Source organism: Kaistella haifensis DSM 19056 (genome assembly GCF_000735695.2).
GTDB lineage: Bacteria > Bacteroidota > Bacteroidia > Flavobacteriales > Weeksellaceae > Kaistella > Kaistella haifensis.
In genome coordinates, this window is record NZ_JASZ02000035.1 from 1 (window position 1) to 23,395 (window position 23,395).

A 23,395-nucleotide genomic window follows, 5' to 3' on the forward strand; every position below is an offset into this window, starting at 1 on the left:
GGCGAATGGGAAAAGCTACCGGAGGTTTAGTTCAACAGCCGTTTTGCTAGCTTTGTAGCTACTGTTGCAAAGCTAGCAAGACTAAGTAAAAGATGCAAATGTCTAGCAATTTGTCACAAATATTTACTAAATTTGTGACAAATAATTTTCAAAAAGTGACGCAAAATACTCATAGTCAAATAGAAAACAAGATAAGGAAGTCTTCAAAGGGAAAAATATTTTTCGCAGAAGATTTTCAAAAATTTGGCACTTCGGAAAATATCCGCCAAGTCCTTCGTCGATTGGAAGAGCAAGGGGTTATCGTTCGCCTGGCTCATGGAATTTATTTAAACCCAAAAAAGGATGAGCTTTTAGGAATTGTTTATCCAAGTATAGAACAGATTGCTAAAGAGATTGCCAAACGAGATAAAGCCAGGATTGCACCTACAGGGGTTATGGCAATGTATCTTCTGGGACTTTCTACTCAAATTCCTTTGCACGCTGTATATTTAACCGATGGTGCGCAACGGGAAATCAACATAGGGAAAAGCAAAATTAAGTTCAAGAAAACTTCTCCGAGAAATTTGGCTGTAAAAGATGGCCTGCTACAACTTATCATTCAGGCATATAAAATTACTGGCGAGAAAAATATTTCACAAGCTTTTGAAGAAAAACTTATCCCATATATTAAGAAATTAGACGAAAATATCTTGAATTCTCAGTTGAAATTTGCACCAGTTTGGATTCAGAAAAGAATTAGAAATATAAACCTATCATAAAATGTGGCATCAACAACTTACTAAGGAACAACGGATTGAAACTTTAAATCGGTTAGGCTTATCTACCGGTTATGCGCCATTTGCAATAGAAAAAGATTGGTGGGTTTGTATGGTGTTACGCGCCGTTTTTCAGTCAAAATATAAGGATCAGATTATTTTTAAGGGTGGAACTTCTTTAAGTAAAGCGTATCAAATTATCGAACGCTTTTCCGAAGATGTTGATTTGATTATTGATAGAAATTTATTGGGGTTTTCTGCGGAGCCCGGCACAATAACACAAATGAAGAAACTGCGTAAAACTGCGGGGAAGTTTGTGATATCGGATTTTAGAGAAGAATTAGAATGCCAGTTGAAGAAGTTGGGTATTTCTCCAAACGATTACGAAATCAAATATTCAGAAATTGTGGACGATTTAAGTGATCCTAATCACTTAGAGTTGGTTTATAAAAGTGTAATGCCTCAAGAAAGTTATGTTCAGCAAAAGGTATTGATTGAAATGGGCGCAAGAGCAATGACCGAACCTTCCGAGAGAAAAATGGTTCAATCATTTATTGAAGATTATTACCAAGAAGCTCCATTTTCACTACCGCCATTTGAAGTATTGGTTACCGTGCCGACAAAAACTTTTTTGGAAAAAATTCTTTTGCTTCATGAAGAGTTCTCAAAACCGAAAGATCGAATTAGAAGTGAGAGGATGAGTCGGCATTTGTTCGATTTGTATCAACTTTATTATACCGATTATGGTAAAAATGCTTTAGCAGATGATGAGCTTTTTGAGAAGATTGTGGTATTTAGAGAAAAAATGAATCGTTCCAAATGGATTAATTATGAAAATCACAAAAAGGGATTTATCAATATTATTCCTCCCAAAGAAGTGATTAAAGAATGGGAAAACGATTATAAAATTATGCAAAGCAATATGATTGTAGGGGAAAGTCCAAGCTTTGAAATTTTAATTCAAACAATGGAAGAAATTATGAAGATATTAAATAATGATTAGATTATAGGACGAGGAATGTTCGATAAAATCACAACTTCAATGTCATTGAATACCAGTTTCGTTGAACAGAAAGTAAAATCCCTATTTAATAACATCCTCAATAATCTTATCCAGTTTTGCATCAGGTAAAGAATTGAGATAAGACATGGTAGAATTAATGTCCTTATGTCCCAATGCTTCACGGATGATTTCAATTGAAACATTATTAAACTTGAGAGCAGTTGCAAAGGAATGCCTTGCGCAATAGTAAGTAATGTTTTTGCTGATTTTTAGTTTTGACATCATCGTTTTCAGATAAGGATTTACATACACCTGTAAATATTTGGCGGACTTGTTTTTTACATAGGCTACTTCCGTATTGTTGTCCTTCAGAATTCTAAATATCAATTTAGATTCAGGCTCCGACTGGTACCGTTCAATAATTTCCTTGGAAATCTCGGTAAGTTTAAATCGTACAGCAACGCCGGTTTTAGTCCGCAGATAACTAACCGTATCATTGTAGATGCCATTCTTTTCTAATTTTAACACATCTATAAAATTGATTCCGCGCCCGTAATAGCTGAAGAGAAACATGTCCTTGGCAAATTGTTCGTACTCGTTTGCAGGTTCGTAATTGACAAGTTTGCCGATTTCTTCCTGCGTGAGAAATTCCTTTTTGCTCGTGCTTTTTACACTTGATATTTTATATTCTTTAAACGGGTATTGAGATTCCTTAATAATTTTAGACTTTATCGCCAAGTTGAAAATATAGCGGATCGTGCGAAGTCTCATTCCAATCGTAGCTGGTTTGTTTCCCTTCAAAACGCAATAATTCTCATATTTCTTTAGACATTGGAAAGAAAGCTCATTAAACCCAATATCTTTTTTGCCAAGAAAAGTTTGTAGCGATTGCAGCGTCTGCTTTTCAATTTTAGCAGAACCTAATTTGTCCAGAGATTTAAGATTTTCGGTGTTTTCAGAAATAAATTCGGTAAAAGTTTTTGTCTTTCCTTTTCCCTTAAAGTTTTTTATGCGGTCAATTAAATCAGGTAGGGTGTACTGGATATTCTCATCCTCCAAATCATCGATGATTTTTTGGATAATCACTTTATATTTTTCAATAAAAGTGTTGATTTTTTGGTATTCCGGATGACTCTTTTTTACCCGTTCTGTTTCAAAACTCCATTGTTCTTCTTTACACGATTTCTGAATTGATAAGCTGGTATTTTTGCGGTCTTTAATAAACAGCGCAACGATACTTTTTTCACCATTGGCTTTTGAACCATTTTTGAGAGTAAATTGAAAAGTAGTCATGATTTTATCTTAAATTTTTGACGAACATTTGACGAACATTTGACGAACATTTATGTTGTAAAAGTAAGATAAAATAAAATAATCTGAAAATTAAAACGGTGTAAAATACTGATAATCAGAGAGAAATAAAATATTATAAATTAAACTAAAAATATAATAAAACATAAAAAAAGTGACTCATAATCAGCAAGTCCTTGGTTCGAGCCCAAGCTGGGCCACTCTCTTTAAATAAAGCGTTTACAGAAATGTAGGCGCTTTTCTTTTTGGTATCAAGTACAACAATAGTATAACAATTTTGCTGATTTAAAGATAGTTATTGTTTTCATTTAATTGCAAAATATTTGTATTTTAGATGTCAAATATCTTTAAAATGGAAAAATTATATTTTGATACTATTGATCGAATTTTAAATTATAAAAATATTAAACTCAATTATACTTTGGCTTTTTGGTATTTTCCGTTCCTATTTTTAGCTTTAATTTTCTTTTCTCCAACAATGCCTTTATATATTTTTATATTGGTAAGTTTAGTGTTTTTAGTTATTTCACCATTATTGATGCAACCAGCATATTATGGGAGGCGAGGACAGGGATGGAAAAGAAAGTGCTTGGCAAAATCACACGACAGGAGAAGGATATATAGAAACTGTGAAAATATTTAAACCTAAAGTAGATGTCATAGGAAATATTGTCACAGGATTAGGAATAAATACAGGAGTTAAAGAAGTGCTTTTTAATCAATCAAAATTCGGTGACCTTAGTAAAGGAGCACGAAAGTATTTAAAATTCACAAAAGAATTGGGATTTGCAAGTGGAGTTTATGGGATATATGATGCGTATGGAAATTATAGTAATAATCCTTCATTATATAACGGAGTAAAATTAGGTTTAAATGCCTTATCTTTAGTAAACCCTTGGGTTGGTCCTGGGTTGGGGATTATGGATGCAACAGGTGCAACAGATTGGATACTAACAACAACAATTGGTAAATGATGTTAAAAGTAATCGTTTTTTTATATCAATATTATCTTGAGGTAGACAAGAGTGAAAAGTTGGCTTATCTTAGAGTTATGGGTTGGTTTTTTGTGGTTTTTGGGGTTTTCTTTACAACATCTTTATTAAATTTTTTTAGTATTAAGATTCCAATTATAGGAGAATTACATCAAAAAGGAAGAATGTATGGTTATCTTGAGGGTTTTTTGGTTTCTTTACCATATTTCCTTTTATTCTACATTTTTTATCCTCCTAAAAAACTACAATATTACAAAGGCAAATTTACATATCCACAAAACTACATTTGGTACTTGCGAATAGGGTTCGTATTATACATAGTTTTATGGATGCTAATTAGTAGTATTCGGTAATGCTGGTAATGGGTAATGCTCCAAACTTAGAGATGGATTAGTTTCATATACTTAACTATCTGAAATAAATTGGAAATAAGCCATTTTTAAGAACATTTTTTTTACAAACAATTTTGATACTTGAATTCATAATATAAATTTTAAAGTTTAACATGAGTACAACATGTTATACTTTTCTGTGAATTTTGATGAAACCAAATATACATCTCAAAAGTCGTAACGCCAAGAAAGTCAATAGTTTTGAGCTTCAATGAAACTAAATGAAACACTTCATTCGTCTTCTCATAATCAGCAAGTCCTTGGTTCGAGCCCAAGCTGGGCTACTCTAAAAATCAGACACTTACGAAATTTTGTAAGTGTCTTTTTTTTAAGTTTCCGGTTTTCACTTATCCAGCAATACAGTGCGCTTTGCATTAAATTACTAAATCACTATAAAGTTTTCCTACTAAAATTTCAAGTTTTCACTAATGTTTTTAATTTCAGTCTTAATCTCGCTGAACATGTTATGAATGCCATGATCAGAAAATTCCTCCGGTTCGTATTCTGACGTGTTAATACTGCATGCAAATTCCCAAATCTCATGGATTTCAGCAAGAGGAATTTTTAAAGGTTCATAAAAATTGTTGTCTGATTTCACGCAGATGTGGTTGCCCTCATGGAATTGAAATCTTTTATATACAATCCCATCGTTCGCGGTGATGAATACATAGGTTTTGTCGGTTTTCAGGTCGGCGAGGTTCTCCACATATTTTCCAACGATGTAGGTTCCATCTTTATATGGCGGCATGGAGTCTCCGGTTGCCGGAAAAGCCCGGAATTTTCCATTTCTTAGGAATGGAAGCGAAAGTGTTTGCAAGCCTTCAATATATTCGGGATCCTGATAGCCGTTCAGGTAACCCATAGATGCTTTTATGGGGATAATTTCAATTTTATTTTCTCCCTTGGAATCCACCGCTACAGGCACCAAAATTTTATTCTCTGAAAGCTTTATCATTTCCTCCAGAGGATATTTCTTGATGTCGATACTCAGCAAAAGGTCGATGCTCACTTTAAAATATTTCGAAATCTTCACCAATAAATCCATTGGTGGTTCCGAACTGCCATCTTCGTATTTCACATATCTCCCACGGGTAATATTCAGATCATTGGCTATGGTCTGTTGGGTAAGTTTCTGGCGATTTCTTAAATGCTTGATGTTTTCAGAGAAAATTGACATTGTTATAAATTATAACTACAAATATACTAATTTTTGTTATAAAACATAATAATTTTGCCCGTATGGAAAAAACAATTGCACACTTGGATTTGGATACTTTTTTTGTTTCCTGTGAGCGGCTTCAAAATTCGAAACTGAACGGAATTCCCGTAATCATCGGTGGTGGAGATCGTGGAGTAGTAGCTTCCTGCTCTTACGAGGCGAGATATTTTGGTGTTCGTTCTGCAATGCCAATTAGAATGGCACTGAAACTTTGTCCCGAAGCAAAAGTAATAAAAGGTGATCACGAACAATATTCAAAGCTATCAAATGAAGTCACCGAGATTATTCAGGAAAAAGTTCCCTTGGTTGAAAAAGCGAGTATTGATGAGTTTTATCTCGACCTTACGGGCATGGATCGCTTTTTCGGCTGCTATCAGTGGACCACGGAAGTGGCAGAATCCATAAAGAAAAATACAGGTTTGCCAATAAGTTTTGCGGTCTCTGCTAATAAAACCGTAGCAAAAATCGGAACAGGAGAGGCGAAACCCTTGGGCAAAATTGAAATTCCAAATCGGGAAATTAAACCTTTTCTGAATCCTTTGTCTATTAAAAAAATTCCGATGGTTGGGAATGTAACCTTTCAGCTTCTTTCAAGAATCGGAATCCGACAGATAAAAACTTTGGCTGAAATGCCCGTGGATGTATTACAACAGATGATCGGTAAAAACGGAGCAGAACTCTGGAAAAAAGCCAATGGAATAGATGATTCGCCCGTGGTTCCTTACTCAGAAAGGAAATCGCTTTCCGCCGAGCATACATTTGCACAAGACAGCATCGATTTGGAAAATATGCGCAGTATAATCTCCGGAATGGTGGAGCAACTTGCATTTCAACTAAGACAAGAAAAATGGCTGACCTCGGTGGTTACCTTAAAAATTCGCTATGCCAATTTCGATACCGAAACAAAGCAATGCCGCATATCCTACACATCTGCCGATCATACGCTTTTGAAATATGCTCTGGAACTGTTTAAAAAACTCTATACAAGGCGGATGCGCCTGAGGTTGATAGGAATCCGTTTTTCAGGATTGGTTCACGGCAGTCATCAGATGCTTTTATTCGAAGATACCGAAGAACTTATGAATCTTTATCAGAGTATGGACCGTATGAAAAACAGATTCGGAAAAACCGCAGTAGGTCGTGCATCAGGACTTTTAATCCAATAGATGCAAAAACCGAGAACCGAGAATCGAAAGGCAAGAACAAGAAACAGCAACCAACCAACAACATGTACCTAAACTGTCATTCCTATCACAGCTTGCGCTACGGCACTATTTCCGTGGAAGATTTGGTGCGCAATTCTGCAAGGATGGGAATTTCAGCATTAGCACTCACGGACATCAATACCATTACCGGAATTTATGATTTTTATAAACTGTGCAAAGAATTTGGCATAAAACCCATTGTAGGGGTAGATGTTCGGCTGGATAACCAACAATACTTCATTGTTTTAGCTAAAAATAATCAAGGGATTACGGAAATCTGTCGGATGCTCACAGCCCACAATTGTGATGGGGAAATATTACCAAGACAAAATCCAGACTTACCGAACTGCTTCATAATCTATGCATTAAAAAATATCCCCGAAGTATTAGAGAACAATGAATTCATCGGCATCCGTGCGGAGGAACTTCATGTTTTAATCCAAAAAAAGTGGCAACAATTTTCAGAAAAAATAGTAGTGTTGCAACCTGTAACCTTCCGCACAAAAAGGGAGTATAATCTGCACCGGATCTTGCGTGCGGTCGATTGCAACACTTTGCTTTCCAAGTTAGATGAAGGGGATGTCTGCCGGACTTCGGAAGCTTTAAAACCGCCTGCGGAAGTTTTAAATGATTTTAAAGACCATCCGCAGATTGTCATTAACACCAAAAAAATCATTGAAGAATGTGGTTTCGAGTTCGAGTTTGGTGTACCGAGGAATAAAAAGCATTTCACCGATAGCAAAGAGAACGACGAGAAACTCTTGCGAAAATTGGCTTACCAAGGTTTGAAATCCCGCTATCCTGAAAATAATGAAATCGCCGAAAAAAGAGTGGAAAAAGAACTGAAAGTAATCAATCAGTTGAATTTCAGCGGCTATTTCCTGATTACTTGGGATATTGTAGAATACAGCCGCCGCCGTGGTTTTATGCATGTGGGACGTGGTTCCGGAGCTAATTCCATCGTGAGCTACTGTCTGGGAATTACAGATATTTGCCCAATCGAACTCGATCTTTATTTTGAAAGATTCTTAAACTTAAACCGAAAATCACCGCCCGATTTTGATATCGATTGGAGCTGGCGTGAGCGCGATGAAATTCTGAAATACATCTTCGAAAAGTACGGCAGCGATCATGTGGCGTTCTGCGGGACGAATGTGGAGTTTAAGTACCGCTCGATATTCCGAGAGGTCGGTAAAGCTTTCGGTTTGCCCAAGGAAGAATTGGACGCTTTGACGAAAAATCCCATGGCGTTTCATGATGATAATTCTGTGGTGAAAATGGTGCAGAAATACGGGATGCTTTTGGAAAAATTCCCTAACCAGCGGAGTATGCACTCTTGCGGAATTTTGATTTCAGAAGAACCGATTACCAATTTTACTGCCCTGGAGATGCCTCCCAAAGGTTTTCCGATTGTGCAGTTTGATATGCATGTGGCAGAGTTCATAGGTTTTGAAAAATTCGATATCCTTTCACAAAGAGGATTAGGAACGATAGACGATGCCGTGAAACTCATTAAAAAAAATAGGGGAATAGACGTAGATATTCGCAACACTCGAATTTCCAAAAATGAAAAAACAGCCAACGAATTTTTAACAAAGGGAAAAACCATCGGCTGCTTCTATATCGAAAGTCCCGCTATGCGAGGACTGTTGCGACGGCTGAAATGCGATAATTATAAAACCTTGGTGGCGGCCTCGTCCATCATTCGTCCCGGTGTGGCGCAGAGCGGCATGATGCGCGAGTATATTTTCCGGCATAACAATCCCGGTCAGTTTGAATATTTTCATCCTGTTTTCGAGCAGCAACTTGGTGAAACCTACGGCATCATGGTTTATCAGGAAGATGTGATTAAAATTGCACTTCACTACGGTGGTTTGGCTGCTGCAGACGGCGATATACTCCGCCGTGCGATGAGTGGAAAAGGCAGGTCGCTTTCCGCTTTGCAAAAAGTAAAAGATCATTTTTTTGAATCTTGTAAAAAGCTCGGGCATCCTGAAAAACTCTCGCAGGAGGTCTATCGCCAGATTGAAAGTTTCGCAGGATATTCTTTCTGCAAGGCGCATTCCGCGAGTTACGCAGTAGAGAGTTACCAAAGCCTTTATCTGAAAGTGTATTATCCCATTGAGTTTATGGTGGCAGCGATTAACAATGGTGGCGGATTTTACCGAACCGAGGTCTATGTCCACGAATGCAGGATGGCCGGTGGAAAAATTCATAATCCATGTGTAAACAAAAGTATATTGCAAACAACCCTTTATGGCGAAGATGTTTATTTAGGTCTGATGCACATTGAAAAACTTGAGGCCAAAATTGCGCAATTTATCCCAGAGGAACGTCAGGAAAACGGTGAATACACTTCATTGGAAAATTTTATAAAACGAGTTCCGATCGGCATTGAAACCTTGCAAATTTTAATTTTTTGTGGCGCGTTTCGGTTTACGGGAAAACAGAAAAATGAGTTGCTGATAGAGGCACGGTTAATTATGGTAAATTTCAAACCTCAGAACCGATATCTTTCATTTTTTGAGGAACCAAGAAAGGATTATCAATTGCCACAATTGAAAAGAAATCTTTTCGAAGATGCTTTTGATGAGATTGAGATTCTGGGTTTTCCTGTTTCCTGCAGTCCGTTTGATTTGTTGGCGACGAAGTTCCGGGGCGATGTGATGGCGAAAGACCTTTTGAAATTCCATAAAAAACAAGTCCGCATGTTGGCTTATCTTATTTCTCGCAAGCACGTGCCCACCAAGAAAGGCACGATGTATTTCGGAACTTGGATAGATTCCGATGGGGAATATTTCGACACGGCCCACTTTCCTGACAATCTTAAAAACTATCCATTTCAGGGTGGCGGTTGCTACCTTTTGCTCGGTTTGGTGGAAGTAGATTTTCATTTCCCGACCATCACCATTTTAAAGATGGCGAAAATGCCTTTCATCCCAGATCCTCGCTATTCCGTGGACAGCGGAAAATCCTACGAAATTCATCAGAAAATCAATGAAGATGTGAGCATGACTTGGCGAAAGCCTTATCCACAGGAAAAAGAAATAGGACTTCCAAGGAAGAAAATGCTAAACTGATATTCTTATCTTCTATGGCCAAATCAAGGATGATAAATTTTAAATCTTAAAAAAAGAAATATGCTTCAATAGTAGATATTTACAAGGTTTTTATCATCAATTAATCATATATTCTTAAATAATTTTTAATTGCAATGAAAATTTTAATTAAAAAAAACGCTGAAAAATTTGCTGGTTTAAAAATTACGAGTTAGGTTTGCATCACAAAACAAAGAAAATGTACAACTCAATTATTATTTCTTCTATTATTATTACGGGTGTGATTTCACATTCCGGGGAGGAATAATTTTGATGTAATCGAAAGATATATTTGAAAGCCTCCCGAGAAATCAGGAGGCTTTTTTATGGAAATTAAAACAAGAAAATGAATTTATATAACAACAATATTATTATCAGCATTATTATTAGCTCGCCACCGTGAGAGATGCTGCTGTACGCCAAACTGTAAGCCTTTCTCACTTTCGGGAAAGGCTTTTTTTATTCCTTAATAGCAAATATCAACTCAATTAAAAAAAAACAAATCAACTATGTATTTCAACAACGAAACAGTGCTTTATTTAGACGGAAAATTTGTAAAGGCCACCGAATCTACAACCGATCTGTATGGTCAAACCCTTCATTATGGTTATGGTGCCTTTGAAGGTATCCGTTCTTATGAAACAGAACACGGAACCAAGGTTTTTAAAGCCGAAGAACATTACGAACGCTTAAAAAAATCATGCGAACTAGTGAAAATTCCTTTTGATTACAAGGTGCAAGAATTAGTTGAAGCAACCTACGAATTGCTGGAAAAAAACAATTTAAAGAATGCCTACATCCGACCGCTGGTATATTGCGCCCCAAATATGAGTTTGACAAAACCTACGAGCGTTTCGCTTATGATCGCTGTGTGGGATTGGGGAGCTTATTTAGGTGAAAAATTATTGCGGTTAACGGTTTCTTCCTATTGTCGTCCGCATCCAAAATCCATCCATATCGAAGCAAAAATCTGCGGTCATTATGTCAATTCTATCTTGGCAACTACTGAAGCAAAAGATAAAGGTTTTGATGAAGCCTTGCTGTTGGATAGCGATGGTTTTTTAGCCGAAGGTCCTGGAGCGAATTTATTTTTTGAAAAAGATGGAAAATTATTCACGCCGCAATTAGGAAATATCCTTCCGGGAATCACCAGATCTACGGTTTTGGAATTAGCCGAAAAATCAGGCTTGGAGGTACAGCAAGGAAATTTTACCAAAGAAGATTTATTACAAGCCGACAGCGCATTTTACTGCGGAACAGCTGCCGAAGTGGTGGGAATAGCATCAGTAGATGATTATCAATTTCCTAAGAACTGGAACGATTCCTTAGGTAAAAAACTTCAAAACGCCTATTCCCTTTTGGTAAGAGAACCATTAAAACAAAACCATTTCAACTAATGAAAATACTCAACAAATACAGCAGAACCATTACGCAAGATGAAACCCAACCTGCTGCACAAGCCATGCTTTATGCCATAGGATTAACGGAAGAAGATTTGCAAAAACCCCAAGTGGGAATTGTGAGTATGGGTTACGAAGGAAATCCTTGCAATATGCATCTCAACGATTTGGCGAAAGAAGTTAAAGCCGGTGTGCAACAAGAAAATTTAGTCGGTTTGATATTCAATACCATTGGCGTAAGTGACGGTATATCCAACGGGACAGATGGAATGCGATTCTCTTTGGTTTCCAGAGATATCATTGCAGATTCTATAGAAACAGTGGTGAGTGCACAGTGGTACGATGCAGTTTTGGCAGTTGTGGGATGCGACAAGAATATGCCGGGATCGATCATCGCTATGGGAAGATTAAACCGTCCTGCTATCATGGTGTATGGCGGAACCATCCATTCCGGAAAATGGAAAGGCGAATCGCTCAATATCGTTTCGGCTTTCGAGGCTTTGGGTAAAAAATTTGGCAACACAATTTCTGATGAAGACTACAAAGGAGTAATTAAAAACGCTTGTCCCGGAGCGGGCGCGTGCGGTGGGATGTACACGGCAAACACGATGGCTTCGGCGATTGAAGCTTTAGGAATGAGTTTGCCTTACAGTTCTTCCAATCCGGCATTGAGCAACAATAAAAAAATCGAATGTTTCGATACCGGAAAAGCCATTCAAACCTTGTTAGAAAAAGACATCAAACCCAAAGACATTATGACCCGAAAAGCTTTTGAGAACGCTATGACAATGGTCACCGTTTTGGGCGGTTCTACCAATGCCGTAATGCACCTGATCGCTATGGCAAATTCGGTAGATATAGAACTTACTTTGGATGATTTCCAAAAAATTAGCAACCGTGTTCCCGTATTGGCAGATTTGAAACCGAGCGGTAAATACTTGATGGAAGATTTGCACGAGGCAGGAGGAGTTCCTGCCGTGATGAAGTATTTATTGAAACACCATTTACTACACGGCGATTGCTTAACGGTCACCGGAAAAACCATTGCCGAAAATTTAGAATCGGTGCAGGATTTAACCGAAGGTCAGCAGGTATTTCTTCCCTTAGAAAATCCGGTAAAAGCAAACGGACATCTGCAAATGCTCTACGGAAATCTGGCTGCCGAAGGAAGTGTCGCTAAAATAAGCGGTAAAGAAGGTGATTATTTTGAGGGAACTGCCAAAGTGTTTGACGATGAATATACCGTGATTGATGGCGTTCGAAACGGAGAAGTAAAACCCGGCAATGTTGTAGTAATCCGTTACTGCGGACCGAAAGGCGGACCGGGAATGCCTGAAATGCTTAAGCCTACTTCAGCGATAATGGGTGCTGGATTAGGCAGTTCAGTAGCATTAATTACCGATGGTAGATTTTCAGGGGGAACCCACGGTTTTGTGGTAGGACATATTACACCGGAAGCTTTTGTAGGCGGAACAATTGCTTTGGTTAATGATGGCGATTTGATTGCCATTGACGCTAAAAACAATACGATCAACTTAAAAGTATCTGAACAGGAATTGGAAAAACGAAAAGCAGCCTGGAAGCAACCATCCTTAAAAGCGAACAAAGGAGTGTTGTATAAATACGCACAATGTGTTTCAAGCGCTTCTTTAGGCTGTGTAACCGATAAATAAATTAAAAAATGAAAACAACGGAATTAGAAAACCTCAAACAAACTACGGTGCTGTTGCAAACCACAGGTGCAGAAGCGGTGATACAAAGCCTGAAAGCCGAAGGTGTAAAAACAATATTTGGTTACCCAGGTGGTGCGATTATGCCCATCTACGATGCCCTGTTTGATCATCTTGAAGAAGTAAACCATGTGCTGACCAGACACGAGCAAGGTGCTATTCACGCTGCTCAAGGATATGCCCGAACTTCCGGAAAAACAGGCGTTGTATTCGCAACTTCGGGGCCGGGTGCTACCAATTTAATCACAGGTTTAGCCGATGCATTGATCGATTCGACGCCCTTGGTTTGCATCACCGGACAAGTGGCTTCTCACCTTTTGGGAACGGATGCTTTTCAAGAAACTGATGTGATGGGAATTTCAATGCCCGTAACCAAATGGAATTGCCAGGTCACCAAAGCAGAAGATATCGCTCCTGCTTTAGCTAAAGCATTTTATATTGCCTCATCTGGACGTCCGGGACCTGTTTTGGTGGACATTACCAAAGATGCTCAGTTTGAAAAGCTGGATTTCTCTTACGAAAAGTGTACGGCGGTTAGAAGTTTCCAACCGAAACCGAAACTGAATGCAGATCAACTACAAGCAGCAAGCAAGCTTTTGAATGAAGCAAAAAAACCGTTGATGATTGTGGGTCAAGGTATTATGCTTTCCAATGCGGAAGATGAATTATTGGTTTTTGCCGAAAAAACTGGCGTTCCGGTGGCTTCCACGCTTTTGGGATTGGGTGCTTTCCCCGCAAATCACCCCCAATTTGTTGGAATGGTTGGTATGCACGGTAATTACGCACCTAATGTAAAATCCAATGAGTGCGATGTCCTTTTAGCAGTCGGAATGCGGTTTGACGATCGTGTGACGGGCGATGTTTCTCGTTATGCAAAACAAGCAAAAGTGATTCACATAGACATTGACGCTGCCGAAATTAATAAAATCATCAAAGCAGATGCGCCCGTTTTAGCCGATGCTAAAGAAGCATTAGCATTATTAACGGATCTGGTAGAAAAGCAAAACCATCAAAGTTGGTTACATGAATTTCATCATGCAAAAGAAAATGAACTGCAGGTGTTGTCTAAAAACAGAAATAAAGATTTTTCTGATGAATTAAGAATGGATTTGGTCATCGATTTACTTTCTCAAAAAACCAATGGCAATGCAGTGGTAGTAACCGATGTGGGACAACATCAAATGATGGCAGCACAGTTTTATCAATACAATCAAACCAAAAGCAATGTTACCTCTGGCGGATTGGGAACAATGGGGTTTGCACTTCCGGCAGCTATCGGAGCAAAAATGGCCAACCCAGGAAAACAAGTAATAGCCATCATTGGCGATGGCGGTTTCCAAATGACTTTGCAGGAATTGGGAACCATCATGCAGAATAATATCGGGGTAAAAATTATCATTCTAAATAATGAATATCTAGGAATGGTGCGGCAGTGGCAACAAATGTTCTTCGAGAAAAGATATTCCTTTACGAACATTCAAAGTCCAGATTTTGTAGCATTGGCGGCTTCTTACAACATCAAAGGAGTAAAAGTGGAAAAACAGGAAGATTTAAGCAATGCTTTAGATCAGCTTTTAAACACAGAAAATGCCTTTCTACTCGAAGTAAAAGTAGCCAAAGAAGACAATGTTTTCCCGATGGTTCCCACAGGAGCTTCGGTTGCTGAAATTCGATTACAATAAATTAAAAAAAAATGAACAAAATGGAATCATTAGACCGCCCATTCACCGTATCCATATTTACGGAAAATACAATCGGAATGCTCAACCGCATCACCATCATTTTCACAAGAAGACACTTGAATATTGATAGTATAACCGCTTCGGAAACAGAAGTAAAGGATGTACATCGTTATACAATTGTTTTAAGAACGAGCAGGGAAAAAATCGAAAAAGTTGTTGGGCAAATCGAAAAATTAATTGATGTTCTGAAAGCCTTTGTGCACGAAGATGATGAAGTGGTACATCAGGAAATTGCTTTATATAAAATCAAAACAACAGAACTTAAATCAATTAATGTGGAGCAGGTAGTGAGAGAAAACAGCGCTAAAATCCTCACCGTAGATCCCGATTTTATCGTCATTGAAAAAACTGGATACAAAGCAGAAACTCAGGCTTTATTGGATAAACTGAAACCCTTCGGAATTTTAGAATTTGCCCGATCCGGCAGGGTTGCGGTAACAAAATCAATGAATGAATTAAGCACTTATTTAAAAGAATTAGAAATCAAATAAAAATAAAACAATAAAAATGGCACAATTAAATTTTGGCGGCGTAATGGAAAATGTCGTAACACGAGAAGAGTTTTCATTAGAGAAAGCAAGAGAAGTACTAAAAAATGAAACCGTTGCAGTAATCGGTTACGGCGTACAAGGTCCTGGACAAGCATTAAATTTGAAAGATAATGGTGTAAATGTAATTGTAGGACAACGAAAAGGAACAAAAAGCTGGGACAAAGCTTTAGCAGATGGCTGGGTAGAAAATGAAACCCTTTTTGATGTAGAAGCCGCTTGCGAAAAAGGCACTTTGCTAATGAATTTATTGTCAGACGCCGGGCAAATACAAGCGTGGGAAACAATGAAAAAACATTTAACCGCAGGAAAGTCATTGTATTTTTCACACGGTTTTGGCGTTACATTTCATGAAAAAACCGGCATCGTTCCGCCCAAAGATGTAGATGTGTTTTTGGTGGCACCCAAAGGTTCGGGAACCTCGTTACGAACATTATTTTTAAAAGGACAAGGGTTAAATTCCAGTTATGCTGTTTTTCAAAATGCTACAGGAAAAGCAGAAGAGAAAGCTTTGGCATTAGGCATTGCCATTGGATCTAATTTTGTTCGAAACAACATTTCAAAAAGAAGTATACAGCGATTTAACCGGAGAACGAGGGGTTTTAATGGGAGCAATAGCAGGAGTTTTTGAAGCGCAATACCATGTACTTCGTCAACGAGGTCATTCACCAAGCGAAGCATTTAACGAAACCGTAGAAGAACTAACCCAAAGTTTAATGCCTTTGGTAGCGGAAAACGGAATGGATTGGATGTTTGCCAATTGCAGCACCACCGCACAGCGAGGCGCTTTGGATTGGAAAGGAAAATTTAGAGATGCTACCACGCCTGTTTTTAATGAATTGTATGATGACGTGCTTTCTGGCAAAGAAGCAGCCATCGTGATCGAAGCCAACAGCAAGCCGGATTACCGGGAAAAACTCAACGCAGAACTCAAAGAATTACAGCAAAGTGAGTTGTGGCAAACCGGTATGCAAGTTCGAAAATTAAGACCTCAAACCAAATGATACATTTGACAAAAATACAAGAGGCAGCGGAAAATCTCAATGGCGTGTCGGTGCATACGCCTCTGGTAAAAAACGAAAACCTGAGTGAGCAATTTGCTGCTCAGGTTTATCTGAAACGGGAAGATTTGCAGCCCGTGCGTTCTTATAAATTGCGTGGTGCGTATCATAAAATCAGTTCGCTTTCCGAAAACGACAGAAAATTGGGCGTTGTATGTGCCAGTGCGGGTAATCACGCTCAGGGTGTAGCTTTTGCGTGTAGAAAACTCAATATAAAAGCCGTCATTTATATGCCCATCACTACACCTGCACAAAAAATAAAGCAAGTAAAACTCTTCGGAAAAGAAAACGTAGAAGTGGTTCTCAAAGGAGATACTTTTGATGATGCTTACAACGAAGCGCTGCTTTTCAGCAATGAAAATAAAGCAGTTTTTGTACATCCGTTTGATGATGAATGGGTGATTGCCGGACAAGGAACTGTGGGATTGGAAATTATTGAGGATACCAGAAATAAAATCGATTTTTTATTCTTCCCGATTGGTGGTGGCGGTTTGGCAGCAGGAGTAGTTTCGGTTTTTAAACAGTTAAGTCCCGAAACCAAACTTATCGGCGTGGAACCACAAGGTGCCGCTTCTATGAAAACATCGTTGGAAAACGGTAAAAATACTGCACTCACCGACATTGATAAATTTGTAGATGGAGCTGCCGTAAAACGAGTGGGCGACAAAACATTTGAAATCTGCCAACATTCATTAGACGACATCATTTTGGTTCCAGAAGGGAAAGTTTGCACCACGATTTTACAATTATACAACGAAGAAGCCATTGTGGTAGAACCGGCAGGAGCTCTGAGCATCGCAGCCTTGGATTTGTATCAAGATCAAATCAAAGGAAAAAATGTGGTCTGCATTGTCAGCGGAAGTAACAACGACATTACAAGAATGGAAGAAATCAAAGAGCGTTCCTTGATTTATGAAGGTTTGAAGCATTATTTCATCGTCAACTTTCCACAACGTCCCGGTGCATTAAAAGAATTTGTAAACGAAGTTTTAGGCGAAAATGATGACATTACTTATTTTCAATTTACCAAAAAAAACAACCGCGAGGAAGGTCCGGCAGTGGTGGGCATTGAGCTAAAATACAAATCTGATTTAGATAATATGGAACAAAAAATGAAAACAAAAAAAATCGATTATCAGCATCTGAATGAGCAGAAAGAGTTGTTTACGCATTTGATTTTGTAAAATTTAAATATTAAAGAAATTTCAAATTCTCTGTAATTCGGAAGAAGTGGAGATTCCTATTTTTTTAGGAGGCGAGGTGCCTGTTTATTCCCGTTAAAGTCCATTTTTTTAATTACCCATTCATTTTATTGTTATCTTTAAGGCTTACGATATTTTCCTGATAGTAATTAGCGTTTCCATAGTATAGTATATTTGGTATCCTTCAATTTTCTTTATTTTAAAAATGTCAAAAGTTTAAAAAACGAAAAATTGTATTTTTAGGACCTTTGGATAGCAGAGGTTCTGGCGAAACCTATGGTTTTGAAATTTTGGCGCAAAAAAGAACACTTAACGATTTTTACGGAATTGCATCGTACACTTTCGGACAATCGAAATTTAGCGACATCAACGGAGATTTGAAACCATCGAGTTGGGACAGCCGTCATATTTTGTCCTTAACCGCGGGGAAATATTTCAATAGAAATTGGAATTTCGGGGCAAGATTTAGACTGCAGAGCGGACTTCCGGAAACGCCTTATGATTTTGAAAGAAGCCAACTCGTGAATGTTTGGAATATCGCGAATTTACCGGTTTCGGATTATACTTTGCTCAATTCCGGACGCGGAAATTTGGTTCATCAACTAGATATTCGTGCCGAGAAAAAATGGATTTTCAACAAATGGCAGATAACGTTTTACGTCGATGTGGTGAACGTTTACGATTCCAAAAAACCCAGCGCTCTTCCTGTAATCGCCCTGGAACGTGATGCCAACGGAAACGGAATTATCCTGAATCCTTCAGCGCCGCAGAATGAGCAGATCTACCAATTAAATTTTGGCGAAGCAGACCGATCCACGCCGTTGCCTTATTTTGGATTTATTTTTGAGTTTTAAAAATTGAAATCATTATTTATAAATTAATAGTAATAATATTGAGGCTACAGATTTTTTTTATTTAATCATCATTTAAATTTTACTATTAAAGAAGTCCGCAACGAAAAACATTTAAATCTAAACTCAAGCTGCAAACAATTGATTTAATGGTAATTTCAGATCATTAAAGATTTCGTATTTTAGATAAAAAATTTTTAAGAATAATGTGGTTCAGAAATTTGATGGGTTTTAATGAAATTAATCCTTTACAAGTACAAGAAAATATTGCTATTGATGGAGAGTTGATGACTTCATTAGTTAACGGAAAGTCTTACCAACACGGAGTTTTTGAAGTTCCGACTTTGAAAGAATTAAAAAACAGAATCGATTTATCGGTATTTGATGGTAACATTAAAATCAAAGAAATTATAGGAAATGTTCGTGCACTTCATTGTTTGAGAGATAATGAAAATGCGATGTTTCAGGCAGCTTCGCAGTTCAATATGTTGGAAATGATTAGTCCGTCTGTAACTCCGGAAATGGGCGTTGATCGATATGAAAACGACCATACTCAAGGTCCGGCTTGTGCGATTGCATGTGGTGCGGGAACCATTTACCGAAATTATTTTGCACCAATCAATGGGAAAAAAGGACAAACTTCCGATAACCAACTGGATGGTTTGGAAGAAATTGGAAAGTTTTTCGGAAATGATAAATCAGCATTGTGGAAGATGCAGAACGGTTATTGTTTTCCCACAGAAAAGGGTTTGAAAACGATTTCTGAATCCATTCTAAAAATGAAAATCGAAGATTATGAATCTCTAAAAAGTCTCATGAAAACCGGAATTCAGTGGAATACTGAAGTAACCAATTGCGCGCAAAGACACCTCGTTTCTCAAATATATTGTTCGGCGTTACCGATTGGATATTCAAGTATTTATTCCGGCGATTGGAAGGAATTTGCTTCATTGGTTTTGGATGCAACTTACGAATCTGCCTTTTACGCTGCAACCGAAAACTACCAAAAAACAGGATGTCCAATCCTTTATCTCACTTTGGTGGGAGGCGGTGTTTTTCAAAATGACTTATCTTGGATTTTAAGCGCTATAAAATCATCTTTAGAAAAATTCAGGAATGTTCCATTGGATGTCCGAATTGTAAGTTACGGGAAAAGCGATCCGGTAATAGCGGATTTTGTGAAAGGATTTCGACGATAATTTTTAATAAAGATTATTTTTTAATTTAAATATTAACAATCTACAAAACCATACTCAACTGCACTCTTTTTCTGGCTTCATCTACCTCGGTTACCCGAACATGGACGTGTTGGTGGAGCTTCACCACTTCGTTGACGTCCGATACAAAACCTTCTTTGAGTTGCGAAATATGAACCAGCCCGCTTTCCTTGATGCCAAGATCCACAAAGCAGCCGAAAGCCGTGATGTTGTTCACGATTCCGGGGAGTATCATTCCGGGTTTTAGGTCTTTGATGGTTTTTACGTTCGGGTCGAATTCAAATACTTTGGCGGCTTTTCTCGGGTCGAGGCCGGGTTTTTCGAGTTCTTTCAGAATATCTTTAATTCCTAAAATTCCGATGGTTTCAGTAGTGTATTTTTCAGGGGTTATTAATGCGATTTTTTCTTTATTGGCGATAAGGTCGATGGTTTTTATGCCTAAATCTTTCGCCATTTTTTCTACAACCGGATACGCTTCCGGATGCACGGCGGAATTGTCGAGCGGATTTTTTCCGTTGGCGATTCTAATGAACGCAGCTGCTTGTTGATATGCTTTTTCGCCTAATCTGGGAACTTTTTTCAGATGTTTTCTGTCCTCAAAAGCGCCGTTTTCTGCACGGTAATTCACGATGTTTTCTGCCATTTTTTCACCGATTCCTGAGACGTAGCTTAAAAGTGATTTGCTCGCCGTATTCAGGTTGATGCCGACGGAATTTACACATTTCATCACGGTGGAATCCAGTTCGTTTTTCAGTTGGGTTTGATCGACATCGTGTTGATATTGTCCTACGCCGATAGATTTTGCATCAATTTTTACGAGTTCTGCCAACGGATCGGAAAGTCTTCTACCGATGGAAACAGCACCACGAACGGTTACGTCAAAATTCGGAAACTCATCTCTTGCAATTTTGCTTGCAGAATAAACCGATGCGCCTGCTTCTGAAACCACAAAAACTTGTGGTGGTGTATCGAAAGCAATTTTCTTGATGAAGAATTCGGTTTCGCGGCTTGCGGTGCCGTTTCCAATTGAGATTGCCTGAATATTATAGGCGTTCACCATCGACCTGATTTTCTTCATCGCCATTCCGGCTTCGTTTTGCGGAGCGTGTGGGAAAATGGTTTCGTTGTGGAGCAAATCGCCTTTCTCATCGAGGCATACTACCTTGCAACCGCTTCTGTATCCCGGATCGATGGCAAGAATCCTTTTTTCTCCCAAAGGCGGAGCAAGCAATAGCTGTCTGAGGTTTTCAGAGAAAATGCTGATGGCTTTTTCATCGGCTTTTTGTTTGGCTTCCTGCAGGGTTTCATTCGAGATGGCGGGTTCCAGCAAGCGTTTATAACTGTCACTGATCGCGATGGTGATTTGCTCCGTGCATTCGTTATTGGATTTCAGGATAGCGTTTTCGATGAGGTCCAAGGCTTCGTCTTTATCGATTTCTATTTTGGTCTTCACGAAACCTTCTGTTTCCGCGCGGAGTATTGCCAAAAGCCGGTGCGAGGGGATTCTGCTCAGGTTTTCTTCCCATTCGAAATATTGCGAAAATTTCTGGGCAGCTTCTTCGTCTTTCTTGGTTTTTACAACTTTGGAGGAAATCACGGCTTTTCTTTGGAACAATCGGCGGAGGTTTTTGCGGACATAGCCGTTTTCGTTGATCCATCTGCGATGATGTCTCTGGCTCCCTGAAGCGCATCTTCTACGGACGTTATTTCCTGATTCAGGTATTTCGACGCCAACGAATGCAGGTCGTTGGGTTTCTGGCTCATGATCATTTTTGCCAAAGGTTCCAGGCCTTTTTCTTTGGCGGCGTCGGCTTTGGTTTTTCTGCGTTTTTTGTAGGGTAAGTACAAATCTTCCAGTTCCTGAAGGTCGAAACTCTCCTCGATGCGCTGTCTCAGTTCGGGGGAGAGGGCGTTTTGTTCTTCAATGGATTTCAGGATGCTTTCTTTCCTTTTGATGAGTTCTTCAAACTGGGCATTCAGTTTTGCGATTTGTTCGATTTGCACTTCATCGAGGTTTCCGGTGGCATCTTTCCGATAGCGTGAAATAAAGGGAATGGTGCAATCTTCGCCCAAAAGTTTTAGGGTTGCATTGATATTTTTATCGGAAATAGAAAGGGATTTTTGAATAAAACCGGTCGCCGTCATACATAATTTTTAAGACCGCTAAAATAGGGAGAAATCCGCGAACGAATCAATAGGGAAGTGGGGAAAGGAAAATCTATCGCCGGACATTACTTATACTTTACTTTGACATTACTTTGACATTCCTTTGACATTGCTTTGCCTTTCTTGTATTAAAGTATAAAAATCCACTGATGATGGGTGTGTTGATTTCTTCTCAGTATTCTTAATTCTCTTAATTTCTTAATGGTTTTAAATATTTTATAATTGCCACAGAATATCATTGTGTGGTAATGAATTTATTGATTTGATATAAATTTCGATGTTAAATTGTAAATATATTAAGTATTTATACAAATAAATAAATTATCAATTGCAGAAATGGATAATCAATGTTGTTGTGTCATTTCTGCAGCTTGCGGAACCATTTCTGCAGCTTGCGGAACCATTTCTGTAACTTGCGGAACCATTTCTGTAACTTGCGGAACCATTTCTGCGGCTTGTGGAGTGAATTCTGAATGTTGCGGTATGAGTTCTGAAGTTTGCGGAAAGATTTATTGCTTGAAAAAACCTCCGACGTTCGGAGACTTCGGAGGTTGTGATTTATTACTGGTAGATTTCTTTGTAGTAGGCTCAACAGCCGGGGAGACTTTGAGCAGTGGGGTTTTAAGAACCCATTTCGGAAAATTAGGGTTGTGGGATAGTTGCTTCAATTAGGTGATTTTTATTTCTCAATTTGAACATCCACATTTATTGAAGGTTCACCTGTTGAATACTTCTTCCATTCTCCAAAGTAATTACGATAATATGTGTTTTTTGAAAAAGCAAATATATTTCCACCAAAGTAAAGTTTCCCATTCAAACTTTCTTCAACGCGCACAAGAACAAAAAAATCTTCATTTGTCCAAATATTTTTGTCACTTATATCAAGAGAAACTTTATTATTTTTAATATCGTTCTTGTTTATAGTTAATTTTAAGGTTTCATTCGTTAAGGACTTTTTGTCATCAGGAAATCCATTTGAAGCATTCTGAATGTCAAAGATTAAGGTTGCAGAACCTTTAACTTCAAAAGTAACTATATTTACATTGATTGTCTTTACTTTTAAATGCTTTTTGTTTTCCACTTTTATTGCATATTCGTTAAACAATCGGTCTTTTTTTTCGGAATCATAACCGCAATAATTAGTTTTTGCATTTGAAGTTCCAAAGTTTTTATATTTAGTCTCTCCTTAAACCACTTATAATTTACTGATTATTAGTATTTTGGGTTTAAAATAGCTTGTTTTTTATTGCAAGAATTTGTATATTAGAGCTTTAAAACCTTGCAAATATGTTAGGAAAAAATCCAGAAAAACTGCCAGAATTATTCCGCCCGATGTTGGTTGATTTTATTGATGATAAACACGAACTCGTTTTGCTTTCAGATAAAATAGATTGGAATTATTTCGAGAACGAATTTTCGCCGTTGTACTCTAAAGTGGGCAATCCGAGCCATCCGATTCGTTTTATGGTGGGCTGTTTGCTTCTGAAACATCTTTATAATTTG

At 38.2% G+C, this 23,395-nt stretch carries 16 protein-coding genes and 3 pseudogenes; 15 read left to right on the forward strand and 4 right to left on the reverse strand.

Annotation, left to right across the window (positions count from 1 at the left end; all coding sequences use genetic code 11):
* The first annotated feature begins 98 nt into the window (after window positions 1-98).
* Both AP75_RS12330 and AP75_RS12335 read left to right on the forward strand, forming a co-directional pair.
* Complete coding sequence (locus AP75_RS12330) at window positions 99-758, forward strand: DUF6088 family protein (RefSeq protein ID WP_242589833.1); 660 nt, start codon at window positions 99-101, stop codon at window positions 756-758.
* A 1-nt stretch (window position 759) separates the two neighbouring features.
* Complete coding sequence (locus tag AP75_RS12335; RefSeq protein ID WP_031501663.1) at window positions 760-1,758, forward strand: nucleotidyl transferase AbiEii/AbiGii toxin family protein; 999 nt, start codon at window positions 760-762, stop codon at window positions 1,756-1,758.
* 81 nt (window positions 1,759-1,839) lie between these two features.
* On the opposite strand, the gene AP75_RS12340 is transcribed toward AP75_RS12335, so the two are convergent.
* Window positions 1,840-3,051 (reverse strand): site-specific integrase, encoded by a 1,212-nt coding sequence (locus AP75_RS12340; protein WP_088264881.1) that lies wholly within the window; start codon window positions 3,049-3,051, stop codon window positions 1,840-1,842.
* A gap of 572 nt (window positions 3,052-3,623) precedes the next feature.
* On the opposite strand from AP75_RS12340, the gene AP75_RS12345 reads away from it, so the two are divergent.
* Window positions 3,624-4,043 carry a hypothetical protein gene (locus AP75_RS12345; RefSeq protein WP_031504835.1) on the forward strand — a complete coding sequence of 140 codons (420 nt, stop codon included), beginning with the start codon at window positions 3,624-3,626 and terminating at the stop codon, window positions 4,041-4,043.
* 816 nt (window positions 4,044-4,859) lie between these two features.
* Here AP75_RS12345 and AP75_RS12355 read toward each other — a convergent pair.
* Window positions 4,860-5,630, reverse strand: coding sequence for an XRE family transcriptional regulator (locus AP75_RS12355; RefSeq protein WP_088264882.1), 771 nt, complete (start codon window positions 5,628-5,630; stop codon window positions 4,860-4,862).
* A 62-nt stretch (window positions 5,631-5,692) separates the two neighbouring features.
* Here AP75_RS12355 and dinB point away from each other — a divergent pair, with 62 nt between their 5' ends.
* From dinB to AP75_RS12405, 10 genes and pseudogenes are all read left to right on the forward strand, one after another.
* On the forward strand, window positions 5,693-6,838 hold the full coding sequence (dinB, locus tag AP75_RS12360; protein WP_088264883.1) for a DNA polymerase IV: 1,146 nt from the start codon (window positions 5,693-5,695) through the stop codon (window positions 6,836-6,838).
* A 62-nt stretch (window positions 6,839-6,900) separates the two neighbouring features.
* Window positions 6,901-9,957, forward strand: coding sequence for a DNA polymerase III subunit alpha (locus tag AP75_RS12365; RefSeq protein ID WP_088264884.1), 3,057 nt, complete (start codon window positions 6,901-6,903; stop codon window positions 9,955-9,957).
* 527 nt (window positions 9,958-10,484) lie between these two features.
* Complete coding sequence (locus tag AP75_RS12370) at window positions 10,485-11,372, forward strand: branched-chain amino acid transaminase (RefSeq protein ID WP_088264885.1); 888 nt, start codon at window positions 10,485-10,487, stop codon at window positions 11,370-11,372.
* On the forward strand, window positions 11,372-13,048 hold the full coding sequence (ilvD, locus tag AP75_RS12375) for a dihydroxy-acid dehydratase (protein ID WP_088264886.1): 1,677 nt from the start codon (window positions 11,372-11,374) through the stop codon (window positions 13,046-13,048). The genes AP75_RS12370 and ilvD overlap by 1 nt, the downstream gene beginning before the upstream one ends.
* Window positions 13,049-13,056: 8 nt before the next feature.
* Complete coding sequence (gene ilvB, locus AP75_RS12380) at window positions 13,057-14,787, forward strand: biosynthetic-type acetolactate synthase large subunit (RefSeq protein ID WP_088264887.1); 1,731 nt, start codon at window positions 13,057-13,059, stop codon at window positions 14,785-14,787.
* An 11-nt stretch (window positions 14,788-14,798) separates the two neighbouring features.
* A complete protein-coding gene (gene ilvN, locus AP75_RS12385; protein ID WP_317043847.1) occupies window positions 14,799-15,338 on the forward strand; it encodes an acetolactate synthase small subunit in 540 nt (179 codons plus the stop codon).
* A 16-nt stretch (window positions 15,339-15,354) separates the two neighbouring features.
* Window positions 15,355-16,399: pseudogene (ilvC, locus tag AP75_RS12390) on the forward strand (ketol-acid reductoisomerase).
* A complete protein-coding gene (ilvA, locus tag AP75_RS12395; RefSeq protein ID WP_088264888.1) occupies window positions 16,396-17,640 on the forward strand; it encodes a threonine ammonia-lyase IlvA in 1,245 nt (414 codons plus the stop codon). Before ilvC ends, ilvA begins: the two are co-directional and overlap by 4 nt.
* Before the next feature lie 266 nt (window positions 17,641-17,906).
* On the forward strand, window positions 17,907-18,512 hold the full coding sequence (locus tag AP75_RS12400; protein WP_031503666.1) for a hypothetical protein: 606 nt from the start codon (window positions 17,907-17,909) through the stop codon (window positions 18,510-18,512).
* Window positions 18,513-18,715: 203 nt separating this feature from the next.
* Entirely contained in the window at window positions 18,716-19,708 is a 993-nt protein-coding gene (locus tag AP75_RS12405; protein WP_031503663.1) for a hypothetical protein, read from the forward strand.
* Between the two features lie 40 nt (window positions 19,709-19,748).
* On the opposite strand, the pseudogene AP75_RS12410 reads toward AP75_RS12405, so the two are convergent.
* A pseudogene (locus AP75_RS12410) lies at window positions 19,749-21,871 on the reverse strand (Tex family protein).
* A gap of 357 nt (window positions 21,872-22,228) precedes the next feature.
* On the opposite strand from AP75_RS12410, the gene AP75_RS12415 reads away from it, so the two are divergent.
* Window positions 22,229-22,564, forward strand: a complete 336-nt coding sequence (locus AP75_RS12415; RefSeq protein ID WP_088264889.1) for a hypothetical protein — start codon at window positions 22,229-22,231, stop codon at window positions 22,562-22,564.
* 7 nt (window positions 22,565-22,571) lie between these two features.
* Here AP75_RS12415 and AP75_RS12420 read toward each other — a convergent pair whose 3' ends face one another.
* Window positions 22,572-22,973, reverse strand: coding sequence for a hypothetical protein (locus tag AP75_RS12420; RefSeq protein ID WP_143755883.1), 402 nt, complete (start codon window positions 22,971-22,973; stop codon window positions 22,572-22,574).
* A 206-nt stretch (window positions 22,974-23,179) separates the two neighbouring features.
* Here AP75_RS12420 and AP75_RS12425 point away from each other — a divergent pair.
* Window positions 23,180-23,395, forward strand: a pseudogene (locus AP75_RS12425) (IS5/IS1182 family transposase); the annotation flags it as partial.

Excerpts from the sequence above, each read along its gene's own strand:
- AP75_RS12330 (WP_242589833.1), top strand. The coding sequence starts at position 99 with ATGTCTAGCAATTTGTCACAAATATTTACTAAATTTGTGACAAATAAT.
- AP75_RS12335 (WP_031501663.1), top strand. The coding sequence starts at position 760 with ATGTGGCATCAACAACTTACTAAGGAACAACGGATTGAAACTTTAAAT.
- AP75_RS12340 (WP_088264881.1), bottom strand. The coding sequence starts at position 3,051 with ATGACTACTTTTCAATTTACTCTCAAAAATGGTTCAAAAGCCAATGGT.
- AP75_RS12345 (WP_031504835.1), top strand. The coding sequence starts at position 3,624 with ATGGGAGGCGAGGACAGGGATGGAAAAGAAAGTGCTTGGCAAAATCAC.
- AP75_RS12355 (WP_088264882.1), bottom strand. The coding sequence starts at position 5,630 with ATGTCAATTTTCTCTGAAAACATCAAGCATTTAAGAAATCGCCAGAAA.
- dinB (WP_088264883.1), top strand. The coding sequence starts at position 5,693 with ATGGAAAAAACAATTGCACACTTGGATTTGGATACTTTTTTTGTTTCC.
- AP75_RS12365 (WP_088264884.1), top strand. The coding sequence starts at position 6,901 with ATGTACCTAAACTGTCATTCCTATCACAGCTTGCGCTACGGCACTATT.
- AP75_RS12370 (WP_088264885.1), top strand. The coding sequence starts at position 10,485 with ATGTATTTCAACAACGAAACAGTGCTTTATTTAGACGGAAAATTTGTA.
- ilvD (WP_088264886.1), top strand. The coding sequence starts at position 11,372 with ATGAAAATACTCAACAAATACAGCAGAACCATTACGCAAGATGAAACC.
- ilvB (WP_088264887.1), top strand. The coding sequence starts at position 13,057 with ATGAAAACAACGGAATTAGAAAACCTCAAACAAACTACGGTGCTGTTG.
- ilvN (WP_317043847.1), top strand. The coding sequence starts at position 14,799 with ATGAACAAAATGGAATCATTAGACCGCCCATTCACCGTATCCATATTT.
- ilvA (WP_088264888.1), top strand. The coding sequence starts at position 16,396 with ATGATACATTTGACAAAAATACAAGAGGCAGCGGAAAATCTCAATGGC.
- AP75_RS12405 (WP_031503663.1), top strand. The coding sequence starts at position 18,716 with ATGTGGTTCAGAAATTTGATGGGTTTTAATGAAATTAATCCTTTACAA.
- AP75_RS12415 (WP_088264889.1), top strand. The coding sequence starts at position 22,229 with ATGGATAATCAATGTTGTTGTGTCATTTCTGCAGCTTGCGGAACCATT.